The organism is Xenorhabdus taiwanensis (assembly GCF_036512875.1).
Lineage (GTDB): Bacteria > Pseudomonadota > Gammaproteobacteria > Enterobacterales > Enterobacteriaceae > Xenorhabdus > Xenorhabdus taiwanensis.
On the sequence record NZ_AP028978.1, the window covers coordinates 3,838,531 to 3,863,549 of the forward strand.

Genomic DNA, 25,019 nt, shown 5'->3' on the forward strand with positions numbered 1-25,019 from the left:
GAGGAAAACAAGAAAGAAAATGAAAGAAAAGCGCCCTATATACATCAAATTATAGGGCGGCAAAATTATAGCTATTCTTCTTCACTAAGCTGAGATTGAATGTAATTTTGTATTCCAATTCTAATTATCAGTTCAAGTTGAGTTTCCAACCAATCAATATGATTTTCTTCATCAGCAAGTACCTCTATCATTAAGTCTCTACTGACATAATCATGCACTGAATCGGCATATGCGATTGCTTCTCTGAGATCCTTTACACCACGTAATTCTAATTCCAGATCAGATTTCAGCATTTCTTCTACATCTTCTCCGATATTGAGCTTGCCTAAATCTTGCAGATTTGGCACCCCTTCCAGAAAAAGAATACGCTCGATAAATTTATCTGCGTGCTTCATCTCATCAATGGATTCGTGATATTCGACTTCACTCAAACGCAACAATCCCCAGTTCTTAAACATTCGGGCATGCAAGAAATATTGATTAATGGCGACAAGTTCATTACCGAGAAGTTTATTCAAATGTGCAATTATTTTTTTATCACCTTTCATAGCAAGTTCCTCCGCTTCCAGTAACTAAAGTGTAGTACTAATTTGGCAGAGTAATTGCAAGAAAATTGTGCTTATTTTAGGCAACATTATTGATTAGTGGTAGTAGCGCAATCTCCTCATTCATTATTTCACGTGCTTGACGCATGCATTTTCCGCAGTCGTTTCCTACAGGAATAAAATTTCTCAACTCTCTGATAGAACGAATATGTTGCTGATGAACAGCATTACGTATGGTTTTATCGCTTATTGCATTGCAGAGACAAACATACATAGAAGCACTCTTCTAAACTATTTACACACTCTTGATGACTATTTAGGTTGGATACCCCCATACCCCAAATTGCCCACGCTTATAAAATAAACGACACTTTGGAATAGTAAATAGAAATAAATCTCATTTCAATTATTGTTTTTATTTTGTTGAGTAACAAAAAAACCACTAATTTAGGCAGCTCAAAATAAAAAAAGGTCATGCTCCCAATGATTAGATCTTGTGATAAACTCCCTGCTTTTTATTATGGGGTGAGAGATGGCTAAAGTTGATGTGGTTTGTCGTTACTGTCATAAAACAGAAGAGGTTAAAGGGCATGGAAAAGGGCGTACTGGTCATCCCCGCTATCACTGCTATGCCTGCCGTAAAACCTTTCAACTGAATTATGCCTATCAAGCCTGTTATCCCGGCGTGAAAGAGCAAATTATTGATATGGCAGTGAATAACTCCGGTGTCAGGGACACGGCTCGGGTTCTGAAAGTCGGCATTAACACCGTCATTCGCACATTAAAAAACTCACACCAAGACAAGTGACTACGCTGCCGCTTGCGGGCAGTGAGATTCATCTTGTCTGTGAAATAGACGAGCAGTGGTCATTTGTCGGTAATAAGAAAAATCAACGCTGGCTCTGGTATGCCTGGGAGCCGAATAAGAAACGGGTAGTGGCACATGTGTTTGGGGATCGCAGCAGGAAAACATTGAAAAAGCTGCTGGCACTCTTGTCTCCTTTTACTATCCGGTTTTACTGTACAGATGATTATGCCGTTTACGATTGCCTGCCTCAGGAAAAACACCTCACGGGAAAGAAATTTACCCAACGTATCGAGAGAACAAATCTTACGCTTCGTATCCGGATAAAGAGGCTGAATAGAAAAACAATAGGTTATTCCAAATCCGAAGAGATGCATGACAAAGTGGTAGGTACGTTCATTGAACGTGAATACTATATTTCATAACAGATCTAATCATTGGGAGCATGACCTAAAAAAAGAGGAGCCTTAGCTCCTCTTTCTCATAATCTTTTGATAATTAAAGATTAAGCAATGACTTTAGCAACAACACCGGCGCCTACAGTACGACCACCTTCACGGATTGCGAAACGCAGACCTTCGTCCATGGCGATTGGTGCAATCAGGTTAACTACCATGTTGATGTTGTCACCTGGCATAACCATCTCTACGCCTTCTGGCAGTTCGATAGTACCGGTTACGTCAGTGGTACGGAAGTAGAACTGTGGACGGTAACCTTTGAAGAATGGAGTATGACGGCCACCTTCATCTTTGCTCAGGATATACACTTCAGATTCGAACTGAGTGTGTGGGTGGATAGAGCCTGGCTTCGCCAGAACCTGACCACGCTCAACGTCATCACGCTTAGTACCACGCAGCAGAACACCCACGTTCTCACCCGCACGGCCTTCGTCCAGCAGTTTGCGGAACATTTCAACGCCAGTACAAGTGGTTTTGGTGGTTTCTTTGATACCGACGATTTCAACTTCGTCACCCACTTTAACGATACCACGCTCTACACGACCAGTAACTACAGTACCACGGCCGGAGATAGAGAACACGTCTTCGATTGGCAGCAGGAATGGCTTGTCAATGTCACGCTCTGGTTCTGGGATGTAAGAATCCAGTGCTTCTGCCAGCTCGATCACTTTCGCTTCCCACTCTGCATCGCCTTCCAGCGCTTTCAGCGCAGAACCACGGATGATTGGGGTGTCGTCGCCTGGGAAATCGTACTGAGACAGCAGCTCACGTACTTCCATTTCTACCAGTTCCAGCAGCTCTTCATCATCAACCATGTCACATTTGTTCAGGAACACGATGATGTAAGGAACGCCTACCTGACGACCCAGCAGGATGTGCTCACGAGTCTGTGGCATTGGGCCATCAGTTGCAGCAACAACCAGGATCGCGCCGTCCATCTGAGCCGCACCGGTGATCATGTTTTTCACGTAGTCGGCGTGGCCTGGGCAGTCAACGTGTGCGTAGTGACGAGTTGGGGTATCGTACTCTACGTGAGAAGTAGAGATGGTGATACCACGTGCTTTTTCTTCTGGTGCGTTGTCGATCTGGTCGAATGCACGCGCGTTACCGCCGTAAGTTTTTGCCAGAACGGTAGTGATTGCAGCAGTCAGGGTAGTTTTACCGTGGTCAACGTGGCCGATAGTACCAACGTTAACGTGCGGTTTTGAACGTTCAAACTTTTCTTTAGACATTAGGTTGTCCCTCTAAGACACGGAATCGGTGGTTTCACCACATCAACCAAGCAATTGCTTGCGAGATATTTACAAGAAGAAAATCAGGAAGTAAGAACAGGAGAAATGGTGCTGATAGGCAGATTCGAACTGCCGACCTCACCCTTACCAAGGGTGTGCTCTACCAACTGAGCTATATCAGCACATCTTGGAGCGGGCAGCGGGAATCGAACCCGCATCATCAGCTTGGAAGGCTGAGGTAATAGCCATTATACGATGCCCGCGTGAACTCGGCTACCTGACTTTAATCAGCTGTATACTTTAATCTCAAGTGTTTTTCTGGAGTACAACTCGAGCAGAACACTCAAGATCGAAACTGGTTAATGGTGGTGGGGGAAGGATTCGAACCTTCGAAGTCTGTGACGGCAGATTTACAGTCTGCTCCCTTTGGCCGCTCGGGAACCCCACCTTTCCAAATTTTTAATGGTGCCGGCACCAAGAGTCGAACTCGGGACCTACTGATTACAAGTCAGTTGCTCTACCAACTGAGCTATGCCGGCATCAAGTGCTGCGCATTCTAGGAAGAGTTGGCCCACGATGCAACAAAAAAATTGCTTTTTTTATTCTTTCGCTCATAAAACAGCCATTTTCTATGCTTCTGGTGTTTTTTTCAATAGTTTTAGATCAAATATCAAACAGGCAACACTTATACAGGAAGAACCAATAAATGCATCTGCCAACTATTTTTTAAAAATTATTTGTATCACACTTGTCTTTCTCTTTATAAAAGAAAGAAACTAACGGTCACAATAGACTCAGAAATAATACATTTTTGCATTTGCCATCAAAAAAATGACTAAAATCATAAAAAATTCTACGCCTACGATGGCGCAACCGATATGATGAGATTTATTTTTTGTCGGATACGGGTGTTCTCAACAACCTGTCCAACCTGCATAGACAGGCAGATGTTGGCTTATGAATAAGAAAGAATCTTTTTTGACGACTCCATATTTACAATTTGATCGTAAACATTGGGCCACATTGCGTGACTCGGTGCCTTTAACATTAACAGAAGAAGAAGTCTCTGCTTTAAAAGGGATCAATGAAGAAATATCAATAGATGAAGTGATTGAAATCTATCTTCCATTATCGCGCTTACTTAATTTTTACATTAGCTCCAACTTACGGCGGCAAGCTGTTCTTGAGCAGTTCCTAGGAACAGATGAACAAAAAATACCTTATGTTATTGGTATCGCAGGCAGCGTTGCTGTCGGAAAGAGCACAACCGCACGCTTATTACAGGCGCTACTAAGCCGTTGGCCAGAACATCGTCGTGTCAAGTTAGTGACAACCGACGGTTTTTTGCACTCCAACAATATATTAAATGAACGTGGATTAATGAAAAAAAAGGGATTCCCTGAATCCTATGATATGCGTAGCTTGGTCAAATTTGTCGCCGATATAAAATCAGGCGCAGAAAAAGTCATCGCGCCGGTATATTCTCACCTGAGCTATGACATCGTTCCTCATGAACAACTTATTATCGAAAAACCAGATATTCTTATCCTCGAAGGTTTAAACGTATTACAAAGTGGCATGGATTATCCACATGAACCACATCATGTATTTGTCTCTGATTTTGTTGATTTTTCTATTTATGTAGATGCACCGGAAGAATTACTTGAACAATGGTACGTCAATCGTTTTCTTAAATTTCGACAAGGCGCTTTTTCCGATCCTGACTCTTATTTCCACAATTATTCTAAACTAACGACAGAAGAAGCTATAAAAGTAGCATCAAGTATTTGGCGGGAAATTAATGGATTAAACTTACAGCAAAACATCTTACCAACGAGGGAACGGGCTAGCTTGATTATGACGAAAGGCATCAATCACACGGTTGAAAGCGTCAGATTAAGAAAATAAAACAAAAAGCCGGAAATATTTCCGGCTTTACATTCAACAACCTCTCAAGGAAATTTCGCCACCGATATAAGGTGTAACAACTCCATTAATATCAAGTAACAAAGCCCCTTGTTGATCTATTCCACGAGCTATCCCATGAACTTCCTGATCACCAATAATTAATTTCACTGAGCGATTAATAAAATTATCTAATTCAAACCACCGTGGAATGAAAGAATCTAGTCCTTCATTTTCAAACTGAATTAATGCTTTTTTAAGTTCCACTATGATTTCAGCAACTAACTTATTTCGTTCAATAATCGTTCCTGATTGCTGTAAATTAGTCCAATTTTGATTAATGGATTTTTGTTGATCACTACTCATCGAAATATTCATGCCGATTCCGATAACAACATGGGCTGCATCACCCGTTTTTCCCGTCAGCTCAACCAATATTCCAGCCAATTTTTTATCATCTAAGTATAAATCATTTGGCCATTTTACTTTTACGCTGTCTGCACCCTGACGATTAAGAACTTCTGCAATGATAATACCAACCACTAAACTTAAACCTATCGCTGCCGCTGGTCCTTGTTCCAAACGCCAATACATAGATAGATATAAGTTGCGACCAAAAGCAGAAACCCACTTTCTGCCACGACGCCCCCTACCAGCATATTGATATTCTGCAACACAGGCATCTCCTGAGTCGAGTCCTGCTAACTTTTCCAGAATATATTGATTCGTGGAATCAATGACCGGTATTACTTCAATGTGATCATTAGGAAGATAGTTTTCAATAAGTTCTTTATCCAGAAGATTCATTGGAGCAGGAAAGTGATAGCCTTTACCTGGAAGAGTAAAAACCTCTACTCCCCATTCACGAATAGTTTGAACATGTTTATTGATCCCTGCTCGGCTCATACCCAACTCTTGACCAAGTTGTTGGCCTGAATGAATTTCGCCATCAGATAACACTTTAATTAATTTTAATGGGGTACTAATATCTTTCATGAAATACATTCCACTGCGTCTATTTCACCAGTGCTGCCAATGAAGCGTACCTCCGGCTCTAAAAAGATATTAAATCTTTCTGCAACCTTATTACGTACATAAGCAGCCAAGATAATGACATCTTGTCCCGTTGCATTACCTTTATTAATTAATACCAATGCCTGTTGCAGGTGTACGGCCGCATCACCAATAGCATAACCCTTCAATTGACATTGTTCGATAAGCCAACCCGCTGCAATCTTTACGCTATGCTCATCATGAGGGTATTGAGGGCAGTTGGGATATTCAGACTTAATCCTGTATGCTAACTCAATCGATACAATAGGGTTTTTGAAGAAACTGCCTGCATTACCCACCAACACAGGATCTGGTAACTTACTCTGGCGCATTTCACATACAGCATCGAATATTTGTTCTGGCGTGACTTTTTCTCGTGAGAACTGTGCTAAGGTACCGTAAGTTAAAATAGGTTCCCATTTCTTATTCAAACGTAAACCAACTGCTGTGATAGCATAACCATCTTTATATTGATGCTTAAAGATGCTGTCTCTATACGCAAATTGACACTCATTCGCCATTAGGCGGATTGAATTACCTGTTTTCAGCTCAGAAAGATCCACATACTCACAGACATGTTTAAATTCAACACCATATGCTCCAATATTCTGGATTGGAGCAGAGCCAACATTTCCAGGGATCAAGGCTAAATTTTCCAAACCATAGATCTGTTGTTTAAATAAATAAGTAATTAGTTTATGCCAATTTTCACCTGCACCAACATGAATGTGCCATGCAGTATCTGACTCTTGTATATTGATCCCAAGAATACGATTTAAGATCACAGTACCTTTAAAATTTTCGGTGAAAAGGATGTTACTTCCTCCTCCCAGTAATAAAATAGGATGACTCTTTTCCATTGCTTCTTGCCATAAGAGCAAAAGAGATTCAATAGAAGTGGCTATACCTATATGATCAGCACTGGCTGAAATGCCAAACGTGTTAAACGCTTTTAGTTGAGTAGATTGACAGACAGACATTCATTTCAAACTCAATAAGGTAATTTAAGTCGTAGTCTATCAGACTCTATATTTGAAAGATAAGTAAGTAGTTACCTAATACCTATCTGTTAATGAAAATTCAAAAGAACTAGAAATGTAAAAGGCCACCCATATTGGGTGGCCTTTTAACTGGATATTAAAGCTTGGCAGTTCCCTACTCTCGCATGGGGAGACCCCACACTACCATCGGCGCTACGGCGTTTCACTACTGAGTTCGGCATGGGGTCAGGTGGGACCGCCGCGCTATTGCCGCCAAGCAAATTCTGTTTTATTTGCCGAACATATTATTCATGGTGCTGATACCCAGATTCGAACTGGGGACCTCACCCTTACCAAGGGTGTGCTCTACCAACTGAGCCATATCAGCAAATGCTAAAAATAAAAAGTGTTGCCAAATGGGCAACACTTATAATTGAATGTCTGGCAGTGCCCTACTCTCACATGGGGAGACCCCACACTACCATCGGCGCTACGGCGTTTCACTGCTGAGTTCGGCATGGGGTCAGGTGGGACCACCGCGCTATTGCCGCCAGACAAATCCTGTTTTCAATCCCGAACAAGCTGTTTTTATCCTGAAACTTTTCTCTCTCTCACCCCAAAACACCTTCGGTGTTGTCAGGTTAAGCCGCACGGTTCATTAGTACTGGTTAGCTCAACGTCTCGCAACGCTTACACACCCAGCCTATCTACGTCCTCGTCTCGAACGTTCCTTCAGTGTCCTCAAGGGACAAGGGAAGACTCATCTTAAGGCAAGTTTCCCGCTTAGATGCTTTCAGCGGTTATCTCTTCCGCACTTAGCTACCGGGCAGTGCCATTGGCATGACAACCCGAACACCAGTGGTGCGTCCACTCCGGTCCTCTCGTACTAGGAGCAGCCCCTTGCAATCTTCCAACGCCCACGGCAGATAGGGACCGAACTGTCTCACGACGTTCTAAACCCAGCTCGCGTACCACTTTAAATGGCGAACAGCCATACCCTTGGGACCTACTTCAGCCCCAGGATGTGATGAGCCGACATCGAGGTGCCAAACACCGCCGTCGATATGAACTCTTGGGCGGTATCAGCCTGTTATCCCCGGAGTACCTTTTATCCGTTGAGCGATGGCCCTTCCATTCAGAACCACCGGATCACTATGACCTGCTTTCGCACCTGCTCGAGCCGTCACTCTCGCAGTCAAGCTGGCTTATGCCATTGCACTAACCTCCTGATGTCCGACCAGGATTAGCCAACCTTCGTGCTCCTCCGTTACGCTTTGGGAGGAGACCGCCCCAGTCAAACTACCCACCAGACACTGTCCGCAACCCGGATAACGGGCCTGCGTTAGAACATCAAACATTCAAGGGTGGTATTTCAAGGATGGCTCCGTGCAGACTGGCGTCCACACTTCACAGCCTCCCACCTATCCTACACATCAAGGCTCAAGGTTCAGTGTCAAGCTATAGTAAAGGTTCACGGGGTCTTTCCGTCTTGCCGCGGGTACACTGCATCTTCACAGCGAGTTCAATTTCACTGAGTCTCGGGTGGAGACAGCCTGGCCATCATTACGCCATTCGTGCAGGTCGGAACTTACCCGACAAGGAATTTCGCTACCTTAGGACCGTTATAGTTACGGCCGCCGTTTACTGGGGCTTCGATCAAGAGCGTCGCCTTGCGGCTAACCCCATCAATTAACCTTCCAGCACCGGGCAGGCGTCACACCGTATACGTCCACTTTCGTGTTTGCACAGTGCTGTGTTTTTATTAAACAGTTGCAGCCAGCTGGTATCTGCGACTGGCCTCGGCTCCAAAAGCAAGTTTCTTCACCTAACGCCAGCGTGCCTTCTCCCGAAGTTACGGCACCATTTTGCCTAGTTCCTTCACCCGAGTTCTCTCAAGCGCCTGAGTATTCTCTACCTGACCACCTGTGTCGGTTTGGGGTACGATTAACAATAATCTGAAGCTTAGGGGCTTTTCCTGGAAGCGGGGCATCAGCAACTTCCGCACCGTAGTGCCTCGTCATCGTGCCTCAGCGTAACGGATAACCGGATTTGCCTGGTTATCCCGCCTACACACTTAAACCGGGACGACCGTCGCCCGGCTTGCCTAGCCTTCTCCGTCCCCCCATCGCAATTATTGCCAGTACAGGAATATTAACCTGTTGCCCATCGACTACGCTTTTCAGCCTCGCCTTAGGGGTCGACTCACCCTGCCCCGATTAACGTTGGACAGGAACCCTTGGTCTTCCGGCGAGCGGGTTTTTCACCCGCTTTATCGTTACTTATGTCAGCATTCGCACTTCTGATACCTCCAGCAAACCTCACAGTTCACCTTCAACGGCTTACAGAACGCTCCCCTACCCAACAACATATTCATGTCGCTGCCGCAGCTTCGGTGCATGGTTTAGCCCCGTTACATCTTCCGCGCAGGCCGACTCGACCAGTGAGCTATTACGCTTTCTTTAAATGATGGCTGCTTCTAAGCCAACATCCTGGCTGTCTGAGCCTTCCCACTTCGTTTCCCACTTAACCATGACTTGGGGACCTTAGCTGGCGGTCTGGGTTGTTTCCCTCTTCACGACGGACGTTAGCACCCGCCGTGTGTCTCCCGTGATAACATTCTTCGGTATTCGCAGTTTGCATCGGGTTGGTAAGTCGGGATGACCCCCTAGCCGAAACAGTGCTCTACCCCCGAAGATGAGTTCACGAGGCGCTACCTAAATAGCTTTCGGGGAGAACCAGCTATCTCCCGGTTTGATTGGCCTTTCACCCCCAGCCACAAGTCATCCGCTAATTTTTCAACATTAGTCGGTTCGGTCCTCCAGTTAGTGTTACCCAACCTTCAACCTGCCCATGGCTAGATCACCGGGTTTCGGGTCTATACCCTGCAACTTAACGCCCAGTTAAGACTCGGTTTCCCTGCGGCTCCCCTATGCGGTTAACCTTGCTACAGAATATAAGTCGCTGACCCATTATACAAAAGGTACGCAGTCACCCTGATAAATCAGGGCTCCCACTGCTTGTACGTACACGGTTTCAGGTTCTCTTTCACTCCCCTCGCCGGGGTTCTTTTCGCCTTTCCCTCACGGTACTGGTTCACTATCGGTCAGTCAGGAGTATTTAGCCTTGGAGGATGGTCCCCCCATATTCAGACAGGATACCACGTGTCCCGCCCTACTCATCGAACTCACAGCCTGTGTCTCTTCGTGTACGGGACTGTCACCCTTTACTGTGCGCCTTTCCAGACGCTTCCACTGACACACAAACTGATGATGGTTCTGGGCTCCTCCCCGTTCGCTCGCCGCTACTGGGGGAATCTCGGTTGATTTCTTTTCCTCGGGGTACTGAGATGTTTCAGTTCCCCCGGTTCGCCTCCTTACCCTATGGATTCAGGTAAGGATGGTGCAACGGATTGCACCGGGTTTCCCCATTCGGACATCGCCGGCTGATAGCGCTTCATATCAGCTCACCGGCGCTTTTCGCAGATTAGCACGTCCTTCATCGCCTCTGACTGCCTAGGCATCCACCGTGTACGCTTAGTCGCTTAACCTCACAACCCGAAGGTGTCTTCAGATTGGAGGGGTTGAGAGACTCATCAATGTTATCGTTCAACAACATCGATTGTTTCAAATTTTCAGCTTGTTCCAGATTGTTAAAGAGCTAATATTGCTAAACCGACGCGCACGTCCGCTTAACAATATTTTATCGGCACCGTCTTTCACCCGTTACCCGAGCAAGATGGCGTCCCCTAGGGGATTCGAACCCCTGTTACCGCCGTGAAAGGGCGGTGTCCTAGGCCTCTAGACGAAGGGGACTCAAAGTCTTCTTCGCAGACGCTTGCTCTGCTTTCATTCATCAGACAATCTGTGTGAACACTCACATTTCACCATCTTAGGTTAAGGAGGTGATCCAACCGCAGGTTCCCCTACGGTTACCTTGTTACGACTTCACCCCAGTCATGAATCACAAAGTGGTCAGCGCCCTCCTAAAGGTTAAGCTACCGACTTCTTTTGCAACCCACTCCCATGGTGTGACGGGCGGTGTGTACAAGGCCCGGGAACGTATTCACCGCAGCATTCTGATCTGCGATTACTAGCGATTCCGACTTCATGGAGTCGAGTTGCAGACTCCAATCCGGACTACGACAGACTTTATGAGGTCCGCTTGCTCTCGCGAGGTCGCTTCTCTTTGTATCCGCCATTGTAGCACGTGTGTAGCCCTACTCGTAAGGGCCATGATGACTTGACGTCATCCCCACCTTCCTCCGGTTTATCACCGGCAGTCTCCCTTGAGTTCCCACCCGAAGTGCTGGCAACAAAGGATAAGGGTTGCGCTCGTTGCGGGACTTAACCCAACATTTCACAACACGAGCTGACGACAGCCATGCAGCACCTGTCTCACGGTTCCCGAAGGCACTTCCGCATCTCTGCAGAATTCCGTGGATGTCAAGAGTAGGTAAGGTTCTTCGCGTTGCATCGAATTAAACCACATGCTCCACCGCTTGTGCGGGCCCCCGTCAATTCATTTGAGTTTTAATCTTGCGACCGTACTCCCCAGGCGGTCGATTTAACGCGTTAGCTCCGGAAGCCACGGCTCAAGGCCACAACCTCCAAATCGACATCGTTTACAGCGTGGACTACCAGGGTATCTAATCCTGTTTGCTCCCCACGCTTTCGCACCTGAGCGTCAGTCTTCGTCCAGGGGGCCGCCTTCGCCACCGGTATTCCTCCACATCTCTACGCATTTCACCGCTACACGTGGAATTCTACCCCCCTCTACGAGACTCTAGTCAACCAGTCTTAGATGCCATTCCCAGGTTAAGCCCGGGGATTTCACATCTAACTTAATTGACCGCCTGCGTGCGCTTTACGCCCAGTAATTCCGATTAACGCTTGCACCCTCCGTATTACCGCGGCTGCTGGCACGGAGTTAGCCGGTGCTTCTTCTGCGGGTAACGTCAATCGCAAGGTGTCTTCGACCCTGCGCCTTCCTCCCCGCTGAAAGTACTTTACAACCCGAAGGCCTTCTTCATACACGCGGCATGGCTGCATCAGGCTTGCGCCCATTGTGCAATATTCCCCACTGCTGCCTCCCGTAGGAGTCTGGGCCGTGTCTCAGTCCCAGTGTGGCTGGTCATCCTCTCAGACCAGCTAGGGATCGTCGCCTAGGTGAGCCGTTACCCCACCTACTAGCTAATCCCATCTGGGTTCATCCGATGGCGTGAGGCCCGAAGGTCCCCCACTTTGCTCCCAAGAGGTTATGCGGTATTAGCCACCGTTTCCAGTGGTTATCCCCCTCCATCGGGCAGATCCCCAGACATTACTCACCCGTCCGCCGCTCGCCGGCAGGAAAGCACGCTTTCCCCCGCTGCCGCTCGACTTGCATGTGTTAGGCCTGCCGCCAGCGTTCAATCTGAGCCATGATCAAACTCTTCAATTAAAAGTTTGATGCTCAAAGAATTCTACTGTTAGTTCGTAATGAATTAACTGTCAGTCACTCTTCAAGACTTTAAATCTTTTTGCCTTTCGGCTTGGATAAGTGTCTTGCGAGTGCCCACACAGATTGTCTGATTAATTTGTTAAAGAGCGTTGGCAACCGGAAGTCTCTTCCGGGTTGCGAGGCTGCGTATCTTACGCTTTTCGCCGCCAGAGTCAAGCGCTTATTTTCGCTTTTCTCTCCCCGTCCTGCGCGGCCTGTTTCAGCGCTGCGTCGGTCAGTGGTGGCGCATTATAGGGGGTTTTACGGCGCTGACAAGAGTTTTTTTAAAAAAAAATCACCAACCGGTGATTATTACGCCAAATTGCACTTAAGTTGGTAGTTTTTCCAGCGTTAAGAAACCTAACTCGTGTAAAACGGGGCGCAGAACTTCATTCGATGGCTCTATTTTTGTGCAATATGCTAAGTTATCGGCAGTTGTTGAAAACAAATCTTCCCGATTTTTGATCAACCATGCAGTTCTGCGAGCAATTGCCGCTCCTGAATCAATTAATCTTGTTCCATCTGGCAAAACTTGTGCAATTTCTTCTGCTATCAAAGGAAAGTGCGTACAACCCAAAATGACAGTATCCGGTGGCTCTTTCATTCTTAGCCACGGTTTCAGTATTTTCTCTAACTCTTTTAGTGGAACATCCTTGCCATGTAATTTTCGTTCAGCTAACTCGACCAATTCAGCAGAGCCAATTGCATACATCTGGCAATCCGTAGCGAACCTTGCAATTAATTCTTTGGTATAGTCACGATTCACTGTGGCGCGTGTCGCCAATAATCCCACAACGCGATTACAGGTTAGCTTCGCCGCAGGTTTGATCGCTGGCACGACACCAACAACAGGAAAAGAAAAACGTTCACGCAGGGTGGGCAAGCTGACTGTACTCGCAGTATTGCAAGCGATAACAACAACCGCCAAAGGATGTTTTTTCTGGATTGCATCAACAATCTGAACAACCCTTTCTACAATCACTTCCGCCGTTTTCTCGCCATAAGGGAATGCTTCATTATCGAAAGCATATATATAGTGGAGATCCGGCAAGAGCTGCCGAATCTCTTGATAGACAGATAAACCACCTACTCCAGAATCAAAAACCAGAATCGTTGGACGGGCAGTCTTGTTTAAATCAGAAGTTGTAGCTTCCGGTGAGATAATATTCTCTTCCTGGGGTGCGATAACCATAGGCTGTCTCATAATGCTTATCAAACAGATTGGCTATTCTAGCACGGATTGTCAGGTGGTCAGTGATCGGATATGAGGCGCTGATATCCCACAGACTTACGCCCGCTAATTTTACTTTTTCCGCAGGATATACACTATAGTCTTGGTCATAACGCCGACCAATATATTGATAGGTTATTCCCCAATCGACATTAAAAGCCTCCCAATCCAATTGATATTTAACTTGCTGTTTAGCCCTGCGAGTTAATTGCTGGCCATTACCATCACGCGGATCAACGTACTGTAATGTGAGTTGATGCTGGAACATACCGGTATCCATTGTACCCATCCACTCAACACCTTTTATTTTTGCCTTATCATTGTTCTCATAGCGATTATTGGCAAAATCTATCAATTGCTCAATATCGTTATGATAAGCAGATAGACGCCAATTAAGTGGCCCGGTCAATCCTTCAATTCCGATTTCCCATTGCTTGCTTTTTTCTGGTCTAAGGTTTTCATTTCCCCATTTGCTATAAAGCTGATTCAGAGTTGGTGCTTTGAATGCTGTTCCATACGACGTGATAAAACGATAACCATCAACAAATTCCCAGCCGATGCCAATTTGCCCTGTAGTATTCCAGTCATAATCAGCATGGTGATCTGAACGCACAGCACCTTCTAAAATGACATCCCGCACCTTTTGCTGCGCAGTTAAATATAGCCCCGTATTATCAACATGTTTTTGTACAGGGATGTTATTGGAGCCTGCGGAAACCCATTCTCTTTTCCAATCAATCCCACTACTGATTGCACCATGACCAACCTGCCACGTATTTCCCCATTGCACATTGTATTGTTTTGAATCACTCAGACTGGAGTTATTGCCATAACGCCCATGTTTAGGAACATAATTATAATCTTTGACGTGGCTGTGACTGACAATGAACTGAGAAGAATAGATGCCTTGGTTAAATTGAATACCCGCATCATAGGTACGACTGAACAGTTCGCGAGTGTCTGCTTCACCGATACTCCATGCATCATAAGCCGTCCGATTATTAAATCCATAAGTTCGGGCAAATCCACTTATTTGCTCACTTATTTTATGATCTATTTCCAACCACAGCATTTTACTCATAAAACCATCACGATCTGGCTGACGATATCCCCCCGTTTTACCATCAACTATCACATCAAACCCGTTGGTGTAGGTATAGCCTGCGGCTGTAGTTAATAAAGTATTTTCACCGAGTTTTTGCTGTGTTGAACCATTATAATTCTGATATCCGTTCGAGCCGATCCCCACATTCAGCGTTGTCCCACGCTGTTCCCGCTTTGTGATAACATTGATCACACCACCAATGGCATCAGAGCCATATACAGCAGAACGCGCACCACGGATATATTCTATTCTTTGCACCATTGAGATTGGGATCTGGCTAAAATCGGCAGCTCCGGTAATGCCTGCCTGATTCAAACGGATTCCATCTACCAGCACCAATGTATGGTTTGAGTTTGTACCACGAACAAATAAAGAAGAGTGCTGCCCAATACCACCATTCTGCGCGATATCAATACTCGGCAAACGGCGCAAAACATCAACTAAGCTACTGGATTGCCAACGATCGATATCTTCACGAGTCACTACCATCGTTGGTGCTAACACTGAAGAAATCGGCTGTTTAAAGCGATGGGCGGTAATCACCAATGTATCCTGATTATCTGCAACTGCAAAATGGTTCCAACCAGAAAATATCGCCACGGACGTAGCATATAGAAGAATCTGTTTTTTATTTGCCATAAGATTTGTAATGAGAATGTGGGTGGTAACCGGCTATCTATATTTAACTATAAAGAGTCATGCTACGATGATGGTTTTAGTATGTCCAGAATGACTCTCTATCAAAAAAAGAGCAGATAAACCAGAAAACTGGACATCCTTTGTACTTTCCCTACAATGCGCTCGGAAATTTTTCTTAACGCGACGAGAACCCGATAATGCAGAATGCCTTGCCAACGGAAAATTATGAAAATCAATTGATGGAGAAAATCCATCGTCTAAAAGGAATGATGCTCCCCTTTAGCGCACCTGAGCCTGAAGTTTTCCGTTCCCCGGCATCACATTACAGAATGCGCGCAGAATTCCGTATCTGGCATGAAGAAGATGACCTCTACCACATTATGTTTGATCAGCAGACTAAACAGCGTATCCGTATTGATCAATTTCCAGTTGCCAGTCAGCTAATCAATAAAATGATGCAAGCTATCATTGCTGGCGTAAAAGATAATCCCGTATTACGCCATAAACTGTTTCAGGTGGATTACCTTTCTACCCGCAGTAACAAAATCATTGTCTCTCTGCTTTACCACAAAAAACTGGGGGATGAATGGCATGAACATGCAACCGCTCTGCGTAACCAACTCACCACAGCAGGGTTTGATGTACAACTTATTGGACGTGCAGCAAAAACCAAGATCATGCTTGACCATGACTATATTGATGAAGAGCTGTCTGTTGCAGGCAACACCATGATTTATCGTCAGGTTGAAAATAGCTTCACACAGCCGAACGCCAGTATTAATGTTCATATGTTGGAATGGGCAATTGATATCACCAAAGGCTCGAAAGGTGACTTGCTTGAGCTGTATTGTGGCAATGGTAATTTCTCTCTGGCGCTGGCGCAGAATTTTGAACGAGTATTGGCGACAGAAATTGCTAAGCCTTCAGTGGCTGCTGCACAATTTAATATCGCAGCAAACAAAATTGATAACGTACAGATTATCCGCATGTCAGCGGAAGAATTTACCCAGGCGATGAACGGAGAGCGTGAGTTTAACCGTCTGCAAGGAATTGATTTAAGCAGTTATCAATGTGAAACCATTTTTGTTGATCCACCACGCAGCGGACTGGATGAAGAAACGCTAAAAATGGTTCAAGTGTATCCACGTATTCTTTATATTTCCTGCAATCCAGAAACGCTCTGCCAAAATCTGGAGACGCTAACACAGTCCCACAAAATCAGCCAACTGGCGCTCTTTGATCAATTCCCTTATACCCATCATATGGAGTGCGGTGTCCTGCTGGAGAAAAGAACTTAGTCGTCATTAAAAACAAAAACGCCACCAAGTCAATTTCGTGGCGTTTTTTATTGAACTATTCTCGATAAAAGCGATTAGCTTTGGCTTTCTGAAGTGAGCACTGCTTGCTGCTTGCGCTTTTTCATCTTTAGGTAGATCCAAAACACCAAAACAGTACCAATAACGACAGGTAAGAAATTAGAGCCAATTGCCGGATATTCCATCCGAATAAATGCGTTATACACAAACATGCCTAAGAAGAAGCATCCTGCGGCCAGTTTTGGTAATCCTTCTGCCATTGGATAATTCAAATAACGTTGATGGAGACAATACAAAGAAAGAGCCAATGCAATAAGAGGGAAAATAGAAAAAGGGACAAATGAATTAAAAAATGTTGAGAAAGTTCCGTGTGTTGCCATTCCAACGATAAGAGCCAGCAACATTGTGCTTTTATCTTGGCGGTATTGTTCCATCGTATTATTCTCCTTTCATTATTATTCAGAGGTTTTAGGGATCGCTTTAGGGACAGTGCTTTTTTCTTGCTCACGACGATACCAATAATAAGCGCCTTTGGAAATCATGCGCAGTTGCAAAACCAAACGCTCTTCGAGACGACGCCTTTTTTCTTCATCAATATCTAGCGCTTCTGCACCTGCACTGAATACAATTGTCACCATCGCCTCGGCTTGTATTTCAGTAAAATGACGTGGCATATGGCTGGCTTGCTCAAGGTAGTCTGCCAATTCGGCAATAAAATGTTGGATTTCTCGTGCTACAGCCGCACGAAATTCGGCTGATGTACCGGAGCGTTCACGCAGCAATAGACGGAACGCATTGGGATTGTTGCCGATGAATTCCATAAAGGTTGAAACCGAAGTACGGATAACACTGCCGCCTTTGGCGATGCGCTGACGAGCCTGACGCATTAACTGACGCAACATCAAACCACTTTCATCCACCATCGTCAGCCCCAGCTCATCCACATCGCGAAAATGTCGGTAAAAAGAAGTCGGTGCAATACCCGCCTCCCGAGCCACTTCCCGCAGGCTCAGGCTGGTAAAACTGCGTTCAGCACTGAGTTGGCTGAATGCCGCCTCAATCAGGGAGCGGCGGGTTTTCTCTTTCTGTTTTGCTCTAACGCCGGTTACGTTACTCACAACAATCCTGATCTATCTCGACTCTAATCGGGCAAATATAACAGATTCTGCTAAATTTGCTGTGATTGTTCTCTTAAAGATATTATTCGATGTTTTCCTGCTTTATTTCTAAACAGTGAGATAAAAACCTTATGCTCATTGGGTTATTGCATCAACTAATGTTAAGATAGCGTTGTTATTTTGTGTAAAAACAGGTCTTTCCTCTATGCAACATACTCATTTTGATGCCATTGTGATTGGCTCTGGTCCCGGCGGGGAAGGAGCAGCAATGGGGTTAGTAAAACAAGGCAAAAACGTTGCTGTTATAGAACGTTATAATAATGTCGGTGGTGGGTGCACTCATTGGGGTACAATCCCGTCGAAAGCGCTCCGCCATGCTGTTAGTCGTATTATCGAATTTAATCAAAATCCCCTCTACAGTGATAACTCCCGCATTCTTCGCTCCTCGTTTTCAGAAATTCTGCGCCATGCTGAAGTCGTTATTAACCAGCAAACTAAGATGCGCCAGGGGTTTTATGAACGTAATCGTTGTCGAATGTTTGCAGGAGAAGCCACTTTCATCGATGAACATCGGGTAAGTGTGCGTTATGCCGATGATAGTGTTGATATCTTGAGCGCAGACAACATTATCATTGCCACCGGCTCCCGTCCTTACTGCCCTCCTGATGTCGATTTCACCCACTCTCGTATTTATAACAGCGACACCATACTGCAACTGGATCACGAACCTCGCCATGTCATTATTTATGGTGCCGGAGTGATTGGCTGTGAGTATGCCTCCATTTTCCGTGGATTGGGTGTTAAGGTGGATTTGATCAATACTCGTGATCATCTTCTGTCCTTTCTTGATCAAGAAATGTCTGATGCCCTCTCCTACCATTTTTGGAATAGTGGCACGGTCATCCGCCACAATGAAGAATATGAAAAAATTGAAGGCGTTGATGATGGTGTCATTGTCCATCTGAAATCTGGCAAGAAAGTCAAAGCGGATTGCCTGTTGTATGCCAATGGCAGAACAGGTAATACGGACAAACTAGGTTTAGAAAATGTCGGACTGGAAACAGACAGCCGAGGTTTACTGAAAGTCAATCGCGTCTACCAGACCAACAATGAAAACATCTATGCAGTTGGTGATGTTATTGGCTATCCAAGTTTGGCTTCTGCGGCCTATGATCAGGGACGCATCGCCGCAAAAGCGATGACCACAGGCAATGCTAATCTGCATCTGGTGGAAGATATCCCAACCGGGATTTATACCATTCCTGAAATTAGTTCGGTTGGCAAAACCGAGCAGCAATTAACCGCAATGAAAATTCCTTATGAGGTAGGTCGCGCCCAATTCAAGCATCTGGCAAGAGCGCAAATTGCCGGTATGAATGTGGGCAGTATCAAGATCCTGTTCCACCGTGAGACAAAACAGATTTTAGGCATCCACTGTTTTGGCGAACGAGCCGCAGAGATCATTCATATTGGTCAGGCCATTATGGAACAAAAAGGTGAAGGCAATAATATCGAATATTTCGTTAATACTACCTTCAATTATCCAACAATGGCAGAAGCCTACCGTGTTGCGGCACTCAATGGGCTAAACCGATTATTTTGATGTTTTTCCGAGTATTGCGAAATAATTGCCCATTTTAGTACGAATCGCCTCTGCCAATTGCTCATAGCGACCACGCAGAGGTGAGCCGGGACGATAAACCAATATGACGGATCGCCTAGGTTCTGGTTCATAACACTCCAGATAACAAACCCCATCCCGCCTTCTCTCATTCGGAACTGACAAATCAGGTAATAATGTAATACCGCTGCCTGCTGCGACCATATTGCGCAGAGTTTCCAGGCTGGTCGCCCTAAAATGGGTATCTTCTTTGGCTCCTGCCTGGAAACAAAATCCCATCGCCTGATCACGCAAACAGTGTCCATCTTCCAGCATCAATAGCTTCTCGCCGGATAGCTCACCCATTTTAATTTTGTCCCGCCCAGCCCATTTATGCTCTTCATATACCGCCAGCTTCATAGGCTCTTCAAACAATGGCACTTCGATAAATGCTTCGGTTTCTTTCACCAACGCTAAAATAGCGCAATCAAGCTTTCCACTATCAAGTTGCGCCAACAAGTTTTGGGTTTGTGCCTCATGCAGGTACATTTCCAATTTTGGGAACAATTTATGCAGTTCAGGAACGATAAGTGGCAGGAGATAGGGGCCGATTGTGGGAATAAGACCGATATGCAACGGTCCAGACATACTTTCACCTTGAAGGGAGGCCATTTCCTGCAAGACCTTCACTTCCCTCAATACCGTTTTGGCCTGTTCCACCAGCAACATTCCCTGTTGGGTAAACAATACCTTGCGGCTAGTGCGTTCCAGCAGCATCACCCCAAGCTCATCTTCCAGTTTGCGGATTTGCCCGCTCAGTGTCGGTTGGCTGACATGACAAGCATCAGCGGCTCGGCGAAAATGCCGATATTCAGCAAGTGCTACAAGGTATTCCAGATCGCGGATATTCATTCCCAACCTCAGCATTTGATATCAATGATAGTATTGACCAATAAATCATTATATCCACGAGGGAAAAAAACTATCAACTGCGTGTGATTATTGATGTTTTTAGCTAAATCGCTGCCTAGCCTGAGCAATCGCTTGCTTCACTTGTTCTTGCGCTACACCACCTTTTGCCAGTCGCTTGTCCAAACACGATTGCAACGATAAAACGTCATACACATCCACAGCAATGACGTTACTGAATTTTTGCAATTCAAGTAGAGAAAGCGCTTCCAGCGCTTTACCTCTGTCAATTGCCGCAACAACAATTTCACCTACAATGTGATGTGCCTCGCGGAACGGGACACCTTTTGCGACCAGATAATCAGCCAGCTCAGTCGCATTAGCATACCCTTGCTTTGCTGCTTCCTCACAACGGGGGCGTTTTACCTGAATGCCATCCAACACCAGTATCGCCATATGCAAACAATCCAGCCAGGTATCCAGTGCATCAAACAAGCCTTCCTTATCTTCCTGCATATCTTTATTGTAAGCGAGAGGAAGCCCTTTCAGAGTCATCATCATCCCCGTTAATGCCCCTTGCACCCGTCCACACTTGCCACGGATCAGTTCCAGCGCATCTGGGTTTTTCTTTTGCGGCATCAAGGAAGAACCGGACGTTACCCTATCCGATAATTCAACAAAGCCGGCCTCTCCGCTATTAAAGAAAATCAAATCTTCAGCAAAACGCGAAAGATGAATCATACTAATGCTTGCATCTGACAGTAGCTCCAAAACATGATCACGATCCGAAACACTATCCAGACTATTGCGTGTCGCTGAAGCAAAACCAAGCCATAACGCCAGTTGCTCACGATCAATATCATAAGCCGTTCCTGCCAGCGCCCCGCATCCCAACGGGCTGACATCCAACCGCTTTAATGCATCTTGCAATCGGCTTTCATCACGACTAAACATTTCCACATAGGCCAAACACCAATGGGCAAAAGTGACAGGTTGCGCCCGCTGTAAATGGGTATAACCTGGCATTACCGCATTCTGATTATTTTCAGCAGTGAATACCAACGCTTGTTGCAACTCAGCTAATGCTGTCAGAATGTGGGTGCTCTGATCTTTACACCATAATTTCAGGTCTGTTGCGACCTGATCATTACGGCTGCGTCCTGTATGGAGTTTCTTACCCAAATCGCCCACTTTCGTGATAAGTTGCCCTTCTACCCAACTGTGAATATCTTCCGCATCACTTTGCAAAATGGCCTTGGGGTTGGTTTGCACTTCATCCAGTAACTCATTTAAAGCCAGTTCCAGCTTTTGCTGCTCTTCGGCAGTTAACACCCCTACCGTAACCAACGCTTTTGACCATGCAACCGAACCAACAATATCCTGCTCTGCCAAACGATAATCAAAACGCAGTGAATCATTAAATTGCTTGAACCGCTGATCAGCTTCCTGACTGAAACGCCCACCCCAAAGTGCCATAATATCGTTCCTGTTTTTTCTAATTGCTATTGATTACTAAAAGTTGATCGCCCCAAAATTACTTTTTACTGTTCAGTGCACGAATACGTGAAGAAAGCGAATAGAGGCGAATAAACCCTTCTGCATGGCTATGATCATAAACTTCATCCTCGCCAAAAGTGGCGAACTCTTCAGAATAGAGGCTATTGGCTGACTTTTTCTGCACTGCCGTTACCTGCCCTTTATAAAGTTTCAGAACCACTTCACCGCTGACACTGGCCGCTAAAATTTCTGCTGCCGCCTGGATTGATTGACGCAATGGTGCAAACCAACGACCATCATAAACAACATAAGACATTTCCAACCCCAGTTGTTGACGCCATTTGAAACTATCGCGATCCAAAACCAGTTGTTCAATGCCACGCAGTGCTTCCATCATCAGGGTTCCCCCCGGAGTCTCATAACAACCGCGGGATTTCATACCTACCAAACGGTTTTCCACGATATCGATCCGGCCAATGCCATGTTTAGCTCCCAACTTATTTAACTCATCAAGGCATTGATAGGGGGAAAGCGCCTGACCATTCACGCTAACGACTTCACCTCTTTCAACCGTCACCGTGAGATATTCCGGTTCATTGGGCGCCTCTTCTGGCTCTACTGTCCACACCCAGCAATCTTTATTGGCCGCATTCCATGTGCTTTCCAAAACCCCACCTTCGGTTGAAATGTGCCATGCATTTTCGTCACGGCTATAGATTTTCTCCAGCGATGCAGTTGTCGGGATATCACGAACTTTCAAATAATCCAGCAGCGCTTCACGGGAACGCAGATCCCATTCCCGCCACGGAGCCACAACTTTCAGATGGGGTGCCAAAGCGGTATAAGTACTTTCAAACCGAACCTGATCATTTCCTTTACCTGTTGCACCGTGAGCGACGGCATCCGCTCCCACTTTCAGAGCCAGCTCAACCTGTGCCTTGGCAATAATTGGACGAGCCATTGATGTACCAAGCAGATAACTTCCCTCATACAGGGCGCCCGTTTTTAACACAGGATAAACATACTCTTTGATAAACTCTTCGCGCAGATCAACAACGTGACATTCAGAAGCACCGGAACGTAATGCTTTCTGCTCCACACCTTCCAGATCTTCACGACTTTGGCCGACATCAGCGACAAACGCAATCACTTCACAATTGTCATAATGTTCTTTCAACCACGGAATAATGGCGGAAGTATCCAAACCACCTGAATATGCAAGAACGATTTTCTTAACGCTTTTAGTCATAGGAATAACCTTTTTAATTTTAGTAAAAACTTAAGTTCGGTAAATACACGTTCAATTACGCCAAAATTCGTGTGCCAATAGGTATACCATTAAATAACGCAATCAACTGATCTGCATGACGCCAACTCGCGATATCCACTGGTTGTCCGAGTGTTTTTGCCGCTTCCAATGCTGCATTCACTTTCACTATCATGCCGTCAGTGATAATGCCCTGATCGATAAGCTGCGCGATCTGTTCTGTCGTCACTTCTGGGATCTTTTTCCCTTTCCCATCCAGAATACCGCTGACATCAGACAACAAGATCAAATCTGCATTCAGCACTTGTGCAATGGCCGTCGCAGCTTGATCGGCATTGACATTCATCAATTCACCCTGTCCAGTGATACCAATTGAGCTGATAATCGGTATATAGCCCAAATCCAGCAAAATTTTCAGGAGATCAGGTGTTCCTGGTTGAGCCTTTCCAGTGTGACCAAGCTCTTTATCCAGTTGAGAAACGTTAACCATTCCCCCATCACCCAGACATAATCCGATGGCCGGCAAACGATACTTTGTTGCCCACGCCAGCAATTTCTTGTTGGCAGTTCCGGCTAACGTCCCCGTAATGATGTCAATCTGATCCTCAGGCGTAACCCGCAGGCCTTGTTGCTTCAAAATAGGCATCTGCAATCGTTGCATCAGTTCATCAACCAAGCAACCACCGCCGTGTACAATAACCAGCGGACGTTTATGTGTTTTTCGGTATAACTGTAATGTGGTAAATAACCGTTCCAACGCTTCTTCGCTGTCTAATAACACACCACCCAACTTGATAACTAACGGCTCCATCGGATTTATCCTCTGTCGGTATTAATATCTGTAGGTTAGAAATTAAAGTAATGCCTGAGTTTCTTCATACCCAAAACGAATATTCATGCACTGTACTGCTTGTGCCGCTGCCCCTTTCAACAAATTATCCTCAGCCCCTACGATGATCAGATGCTGCCCCTGAACAGCAAAACCAATATCGCAAAATGGCAAACCAACCACAGCTTTCAATGCAGGAACCCCTTTGCTATATAACCGTACCAACGGTTTATCATGATATGCCTGTTGATAAGCTTCCCTAATTTGTGCTTCTGTCACACCAGATTTCAATTTACAGGTAATTGTGGCAAGAATACCGCGTGAGAAATTGCCCAAATGGGGGGTAAAAATCACTTCTGTACCCAAATGATTAGTGATTTCAGGCTGATGACGATGGTTAAAAACACCATACGGTTGCAAACTAATTTCACAGAAGCTATTGGAGATCGACGCTTTTCGGCCAGCACCACTGACACCGCTGACCGCATTAATAACAGGCCAATGTTCTGTATCTAATAAATTTTGTTTAAGCAACGGTTTCAAAGAAAGTTGGGAAACGGTAGGGTAACAACCGGGAACAGCAATCAATTGTGCTTGCCTGATTTTCTCTGCTTGCCATTCTGCCAATCCATATACCGCTTGCTCCAACCACTGAGAATTTTTATGTTCAAATCCGTAGTATTTTTTATAGAACTGTGTATCTTGCACGCGATAGGCACCAGATAAATCAAACACGATACAACCTGCTGCCAAAAATATTGGGGCAATATCATGGCTGACTTCATGAGCAGTGGCGAGGAAGACCACATCAATCCCCTTCGCTGCCTCAATCACATCGGTCAACGGCTGTAAGGGCAAATCAAGAATGCCCCTATATTGTGGATGAAGTTCTGAAAAACATTTCCCCGCATCTACACTTTGAGAAGAAACCATCAAACCGGAGAGATGGACATGGGGATGACGTTGCAGATATGCTGCTAACTCAGCTCCGGTATAACCACTGGCACCAACTATCAGCGTATTCAACATGGGATTTATTCACCTTATAGTATTAA

Annotated in this window: 18 protein-coding genes, 6 tRNA genes and 4 rRNA genes; 4 read left to right on the top strand and 24 right to left on the bottom strand. The window is 45.4% G+C overall.

The features are described 5' to 3' along the window. Positions 1-71 precede the first annotated feature (71 nt). Together bfr and bfd are read right to left on the bottom strand one after the other, a co-directional pair. Positions 72-548: a bacterioferritin gene (bfr, locus tag ACE1SE_RS17960; protein ID WP_374052007.1), complete on the bottom strand. Its 477-nt coding sequence runs from the start codon at positions 546-548 to the stop codon at positions 72-74. Positions 549-624: 76 nt separating this feature from the next. Beyond that, a complete protein-coding gene (bfd, locus tag ACE1SE_RS17965; protein WP_374052008.1) occupies positions 625-819 on the bottom strand; it encodes a bacterioferritin-associated ferredoxin in 195 nt (64 codons plus the stop codon). Between the two features lie 258 nt (positions 820-1,077). Between bfd and ACE1SE_RS17970 the strand changes: the two genes are divergently transcribed. Then, a protein-coding gene (locus tag ACE1SE_RS17970) for an IS1 family transposase (RefSeq protein WP_374050839.1) occupies positions 1,078-1,775 on the top strand; the annotation gives its coding sequence in 2 pieces (ribosomal slippage) (positions 1,078-1,327 and positions 1,327-1,775; 699 coding nt in all). A gap of 80 nt (positions 1,776-1,855) precedes the next feature. On the opposite strand, the gene tuf is transcribed toward ACE1SE_RS17970, so the two are convergent. The 5 genes from tuf to ACE1SE_RS17995 form a co-directional block, all read right to left on the bottom strand. Continuing rightward, the gene (gene tuf / locus ACE1SE_RS17975) at positions 1,856-3,040 is read right to left on the bottom strand and encodes an elongation factor Tu (RefSeq protein ID WP_374052009.1); all 1,185 of its coding nucleotides are present in this window, start codon (positions 3,038-3,040) and stop codon (positions 1,856-1,858) included. A 106-nt stretch (positions 3,041-3,146) separates the two neighbouring features. Next, positions 3,147-3,222: transfer RNA gene (locus ACE1SE_RS17980), tRNA-Thr, on the bottom strand. Positions 3,223-3,228: 6 nt separating this feature from the next. After that, positions 3,229-3,303 (bottom strand) — tRNA-Gly (locus ACE1SE_RS17985). Positions 3,304-3,403: 100 nt separating this feature from the next. Continuing rightward, positions 3,404-3,488 (bottom strand) — tRNA-Tyr (locus ACE1SE_RS17990). Between the two features lie 15 nt (positions 3,489-3,503). Then, positions 3,504-3,579 (bottom strand) — tRNA-Thr (locus ACE1SE_RS17995). Positions 3,580-3,997: 418 nt separating this feature from the next. Here ACE1SE_RS17995 and coaA point away from each other — a divergent pair. Continuing rightward, complete coding sequence (coaA, locus tag ACE1SE_RS18000; protein WP_374052010.1) at positions 3,998-4,948, top strand: type I pantothenate kinase; 951 nt, start codon at positions 3,998-4,000, stop codon at positions 4,946-4,948. Between the two features lie 33 nt (positions 4,949-4,981). On the opposite strand, the gene birA is transcribed toward coaA, so the two are convergent. From birA to btuB, 10 genes are all read right to left on the bottom strand, one after another. After that, positions 4,982-5,941 (bottom strand): bifunctional biotin--[acetyl-CoA-carboxylase] ligase/biotin operon repressor BirA, encoded by a 960-nt coding sequence (birA, locus tag ACE1SE_RS18005; protein ID WP_374052011.1) that lies wholly within the window; start codon positions 5,939-5,941, stop codon positions 4,982-4,984. Further along, positions 5,938-6,978, bottom strand: a complete 1,041-nt coding sequence (murB, locus tag ACE1SE_RS18010) for a UDP-N-acetylmuramate dehydrogenase (protein ID WP_374052012.1) — start codon at positions 6,976-6,978, stop codon at positions 5,938-5,940. Before murB ends, birA begins: the two co-directional genes overlap by 4 nt. A 162-nt stretch (positions 6,979-7,140) precedes the next feature. Further along, a 5S ribosomal RNA gene (gene rrf / locus ACE1SE_RS18015) occupies positions 7,141-7,256 on the bottom strand. A 34-nt stretch (positions 7,257-7,290) separates the two neighbouring features. Then, a tRNA-Thr gene (locus tag ACE1SE_RS18020) sits at positions 7,291-7,366 on the bottom strand. A 51-nt stretch (positions 7,367-7,417) separates the two neighbouring features. Beyond that, positions 7,418-7,533: ribosomal RNA gene (gene rrf / locus ACE1SE_RS18025) — 5S ribosomal RNA — on the bottom strand. An 82-nt stretch (positions 7,534-7,615) separates the two neighbouring features. Further along, a 23S ribosomal RNA gene (locus tag ACE1SE_RS18030) occupies positions 7,616-10,525 on the bottom strand. Between the two features lie 189 nt (positions 10,526-10,714). Beyond that, positions 10,715-10,790 (bottom strand) — tRNA-Glu (locus ACE1SE_RS18035). An 82-nt stretch (positions 10,791-10,872) separates the two neighbouring features. Beyond that, positions 10,873-12,414: ribosomal RNA gene (locus ACE1SE_RS18040) — 16S ribosomal RNA — on the bottom strand. The 16S, 23S and 5S rRNA genes sit together here with 2 tRNA genes alongside, the layout of an rRNA operon. Before the next feature lie 367 nt (positions 12,415-12,781). Further along, positions 12,782-13,645: a glutamate racemase gene (gene murI, locus ACE1SE_RS18045; RefSeq protein WP_374052013.1), complete on the bottom strand. Its 864-nt coding sequence runs from the start codon at positions 13,643-13,645 to the stop codon at positions 12,782-12,784. Next, complete coding sequence (gene btuB, locus ACE1SE_RS18050; RefSeq protein ID WP_374052014.1) at positions 13,590-15,428, bottom strand: TonB-dependent vitamin B12 receptor BtuB; 1,839 nt, start codon at positions 15,426-15,428, stop codon at positions 13,590-13,592. The genes murI and btuB overlap by 56 nt, the downstream gene beginning before the upstream one ends. 197 nt (positions 15,429-15,625) lie before the next feature. Here btuB and trmA point away from each other — a divergent pair, with 197 nt between their 5' ends. Continuing rightward, positions 15,626-16,726, top strand: coding sequence for a tRNA (uridine(54)-C5)-methyltransferase TrmA (gene trmA / locus ACE1SE_RS18055; RefSeq protein ID WP_374052015.1), 1,101 nt, complete (start codon positions 15,626-15,628; stop codon positions 16,724-16,726). Between the two features lie 74 nt (positions 16,727-16,800). On the opposite strand, the gene ACE1SE_RS18060 is transcribed toward trmA, so the two are convergent. Both ACE1SE_RS18060 and fabR read right to left on the bottom strand, forming a co-directional pair. Beyond that, entirely contained in the window at positions 16,801-17,178 is a 378-nt protein-coding gene (locus ACE1SE_RS18060) for a YijD family membrane protein (protein WP_374052016.1), read from the bottom strand. A 21-nt stretch (positions 17,179-17,199) separates the two neighbouring features. Beyond that, the gene (gene fabR / locus ACE1SE_RS18065; RefSeq protein WP_374052017.1) at positions 17,200-17,862 is read right to left on the bottom strand and encodes an HTH-type transcriptional repressor FabR; all 663 of its coding nucleotides are present in this window, start codon (positions 17,860-17,862) and stop codon (positions 17,200-17,202) included. 205 nt (positions 17,863-18,067) lie between these two features. Between fabR and sthA the strand changes: the two genes are divergently transcribed. Continuing rightward, positions 18,068-19,465 (top strand): Si-specific NAD(P)(+) transhydrogenase, encoded by a 1,398-nt coding sequence (gene sthA / locus ACE1SE_RS18070; RefSeq protein ID WP_374052018.1) that lies wholly within the window; start codon positions 18,068-18,070, stop codon positions 19,463-19,465. On the opposite strand, the gene oxyR is transcribed toward sthA, so the two are convergent. The 5 genes from oxyR to argC all read right to left on the bottom strand — a co-directional run bounded on the left by oxyR (position 19,457) and on the right by argC (position 24,993). Continuing rightward, entirely contained in the window at positions 19,457-20,374 is a 918-nt protein-coding gene (gene oxyR, locus ACE1SE_RS18075; protein WP_374052019.1) for a DNA-binding transcriptional regulator OxyR, read from the bottom strand. The two genes, sthA and oxyR, sit on opposite strands and share 9 nt — an antisense overlap. Before the next feature lie 99 nt (positions 20,375-20,473). Further along, the gene (gene argH / locus ACE1SE_RS18080) at positions 20,474-21,847 is read right to left on the bottom strand and encodes an argininosuccinate lyase (RefSeq protein ID WP_374052020.1); all 1,374 of its coding nucleotides are present in this window, start codon (positions 21,845-21,847) and stop codon (positions 20,474-20,476) included. Positions 21,848-21,905: 58 nt separating this feature from the next. Then, a complete protein-coding gene (locus ACE1SE_RS18085) occupies positions 21,906-23,117 on the bottom strand; it encodes an argininosuccinate synthase (protein WP_374052021.1) in 1,212 nt (403 codons plus the stop codon). 55 nt (positions 23,118-23,172) lie between these two features. Further along, positions 23,173-23,946, bottom strand: a complete 774-nt coding sequence (gene argB, locus ACE1SE_RS18090) for an acetylglutamate kinase (RefSeq protein WP_374052022.1) — start codon at positions 23,944-23,946, stop codon at positions 23,173-23,175. Positions 23,947-23,988: 42 nt separating this feature from the next. Then, positions 23,989-24,993, bottom strand: a complete 1,005-nt coding sequence (argC, locus tag ACE1SE_RS18095; RefSeq protein ID WP_374052023.1) for an N-acetyl-gamma-glutamyl-phosphate reductase — start codon at positions 24,991-24,993, stop codon at positions 23,989-23,991. Between the last annotated feature and the right edge of the window lie 26 nt (positions 24,994-25,019).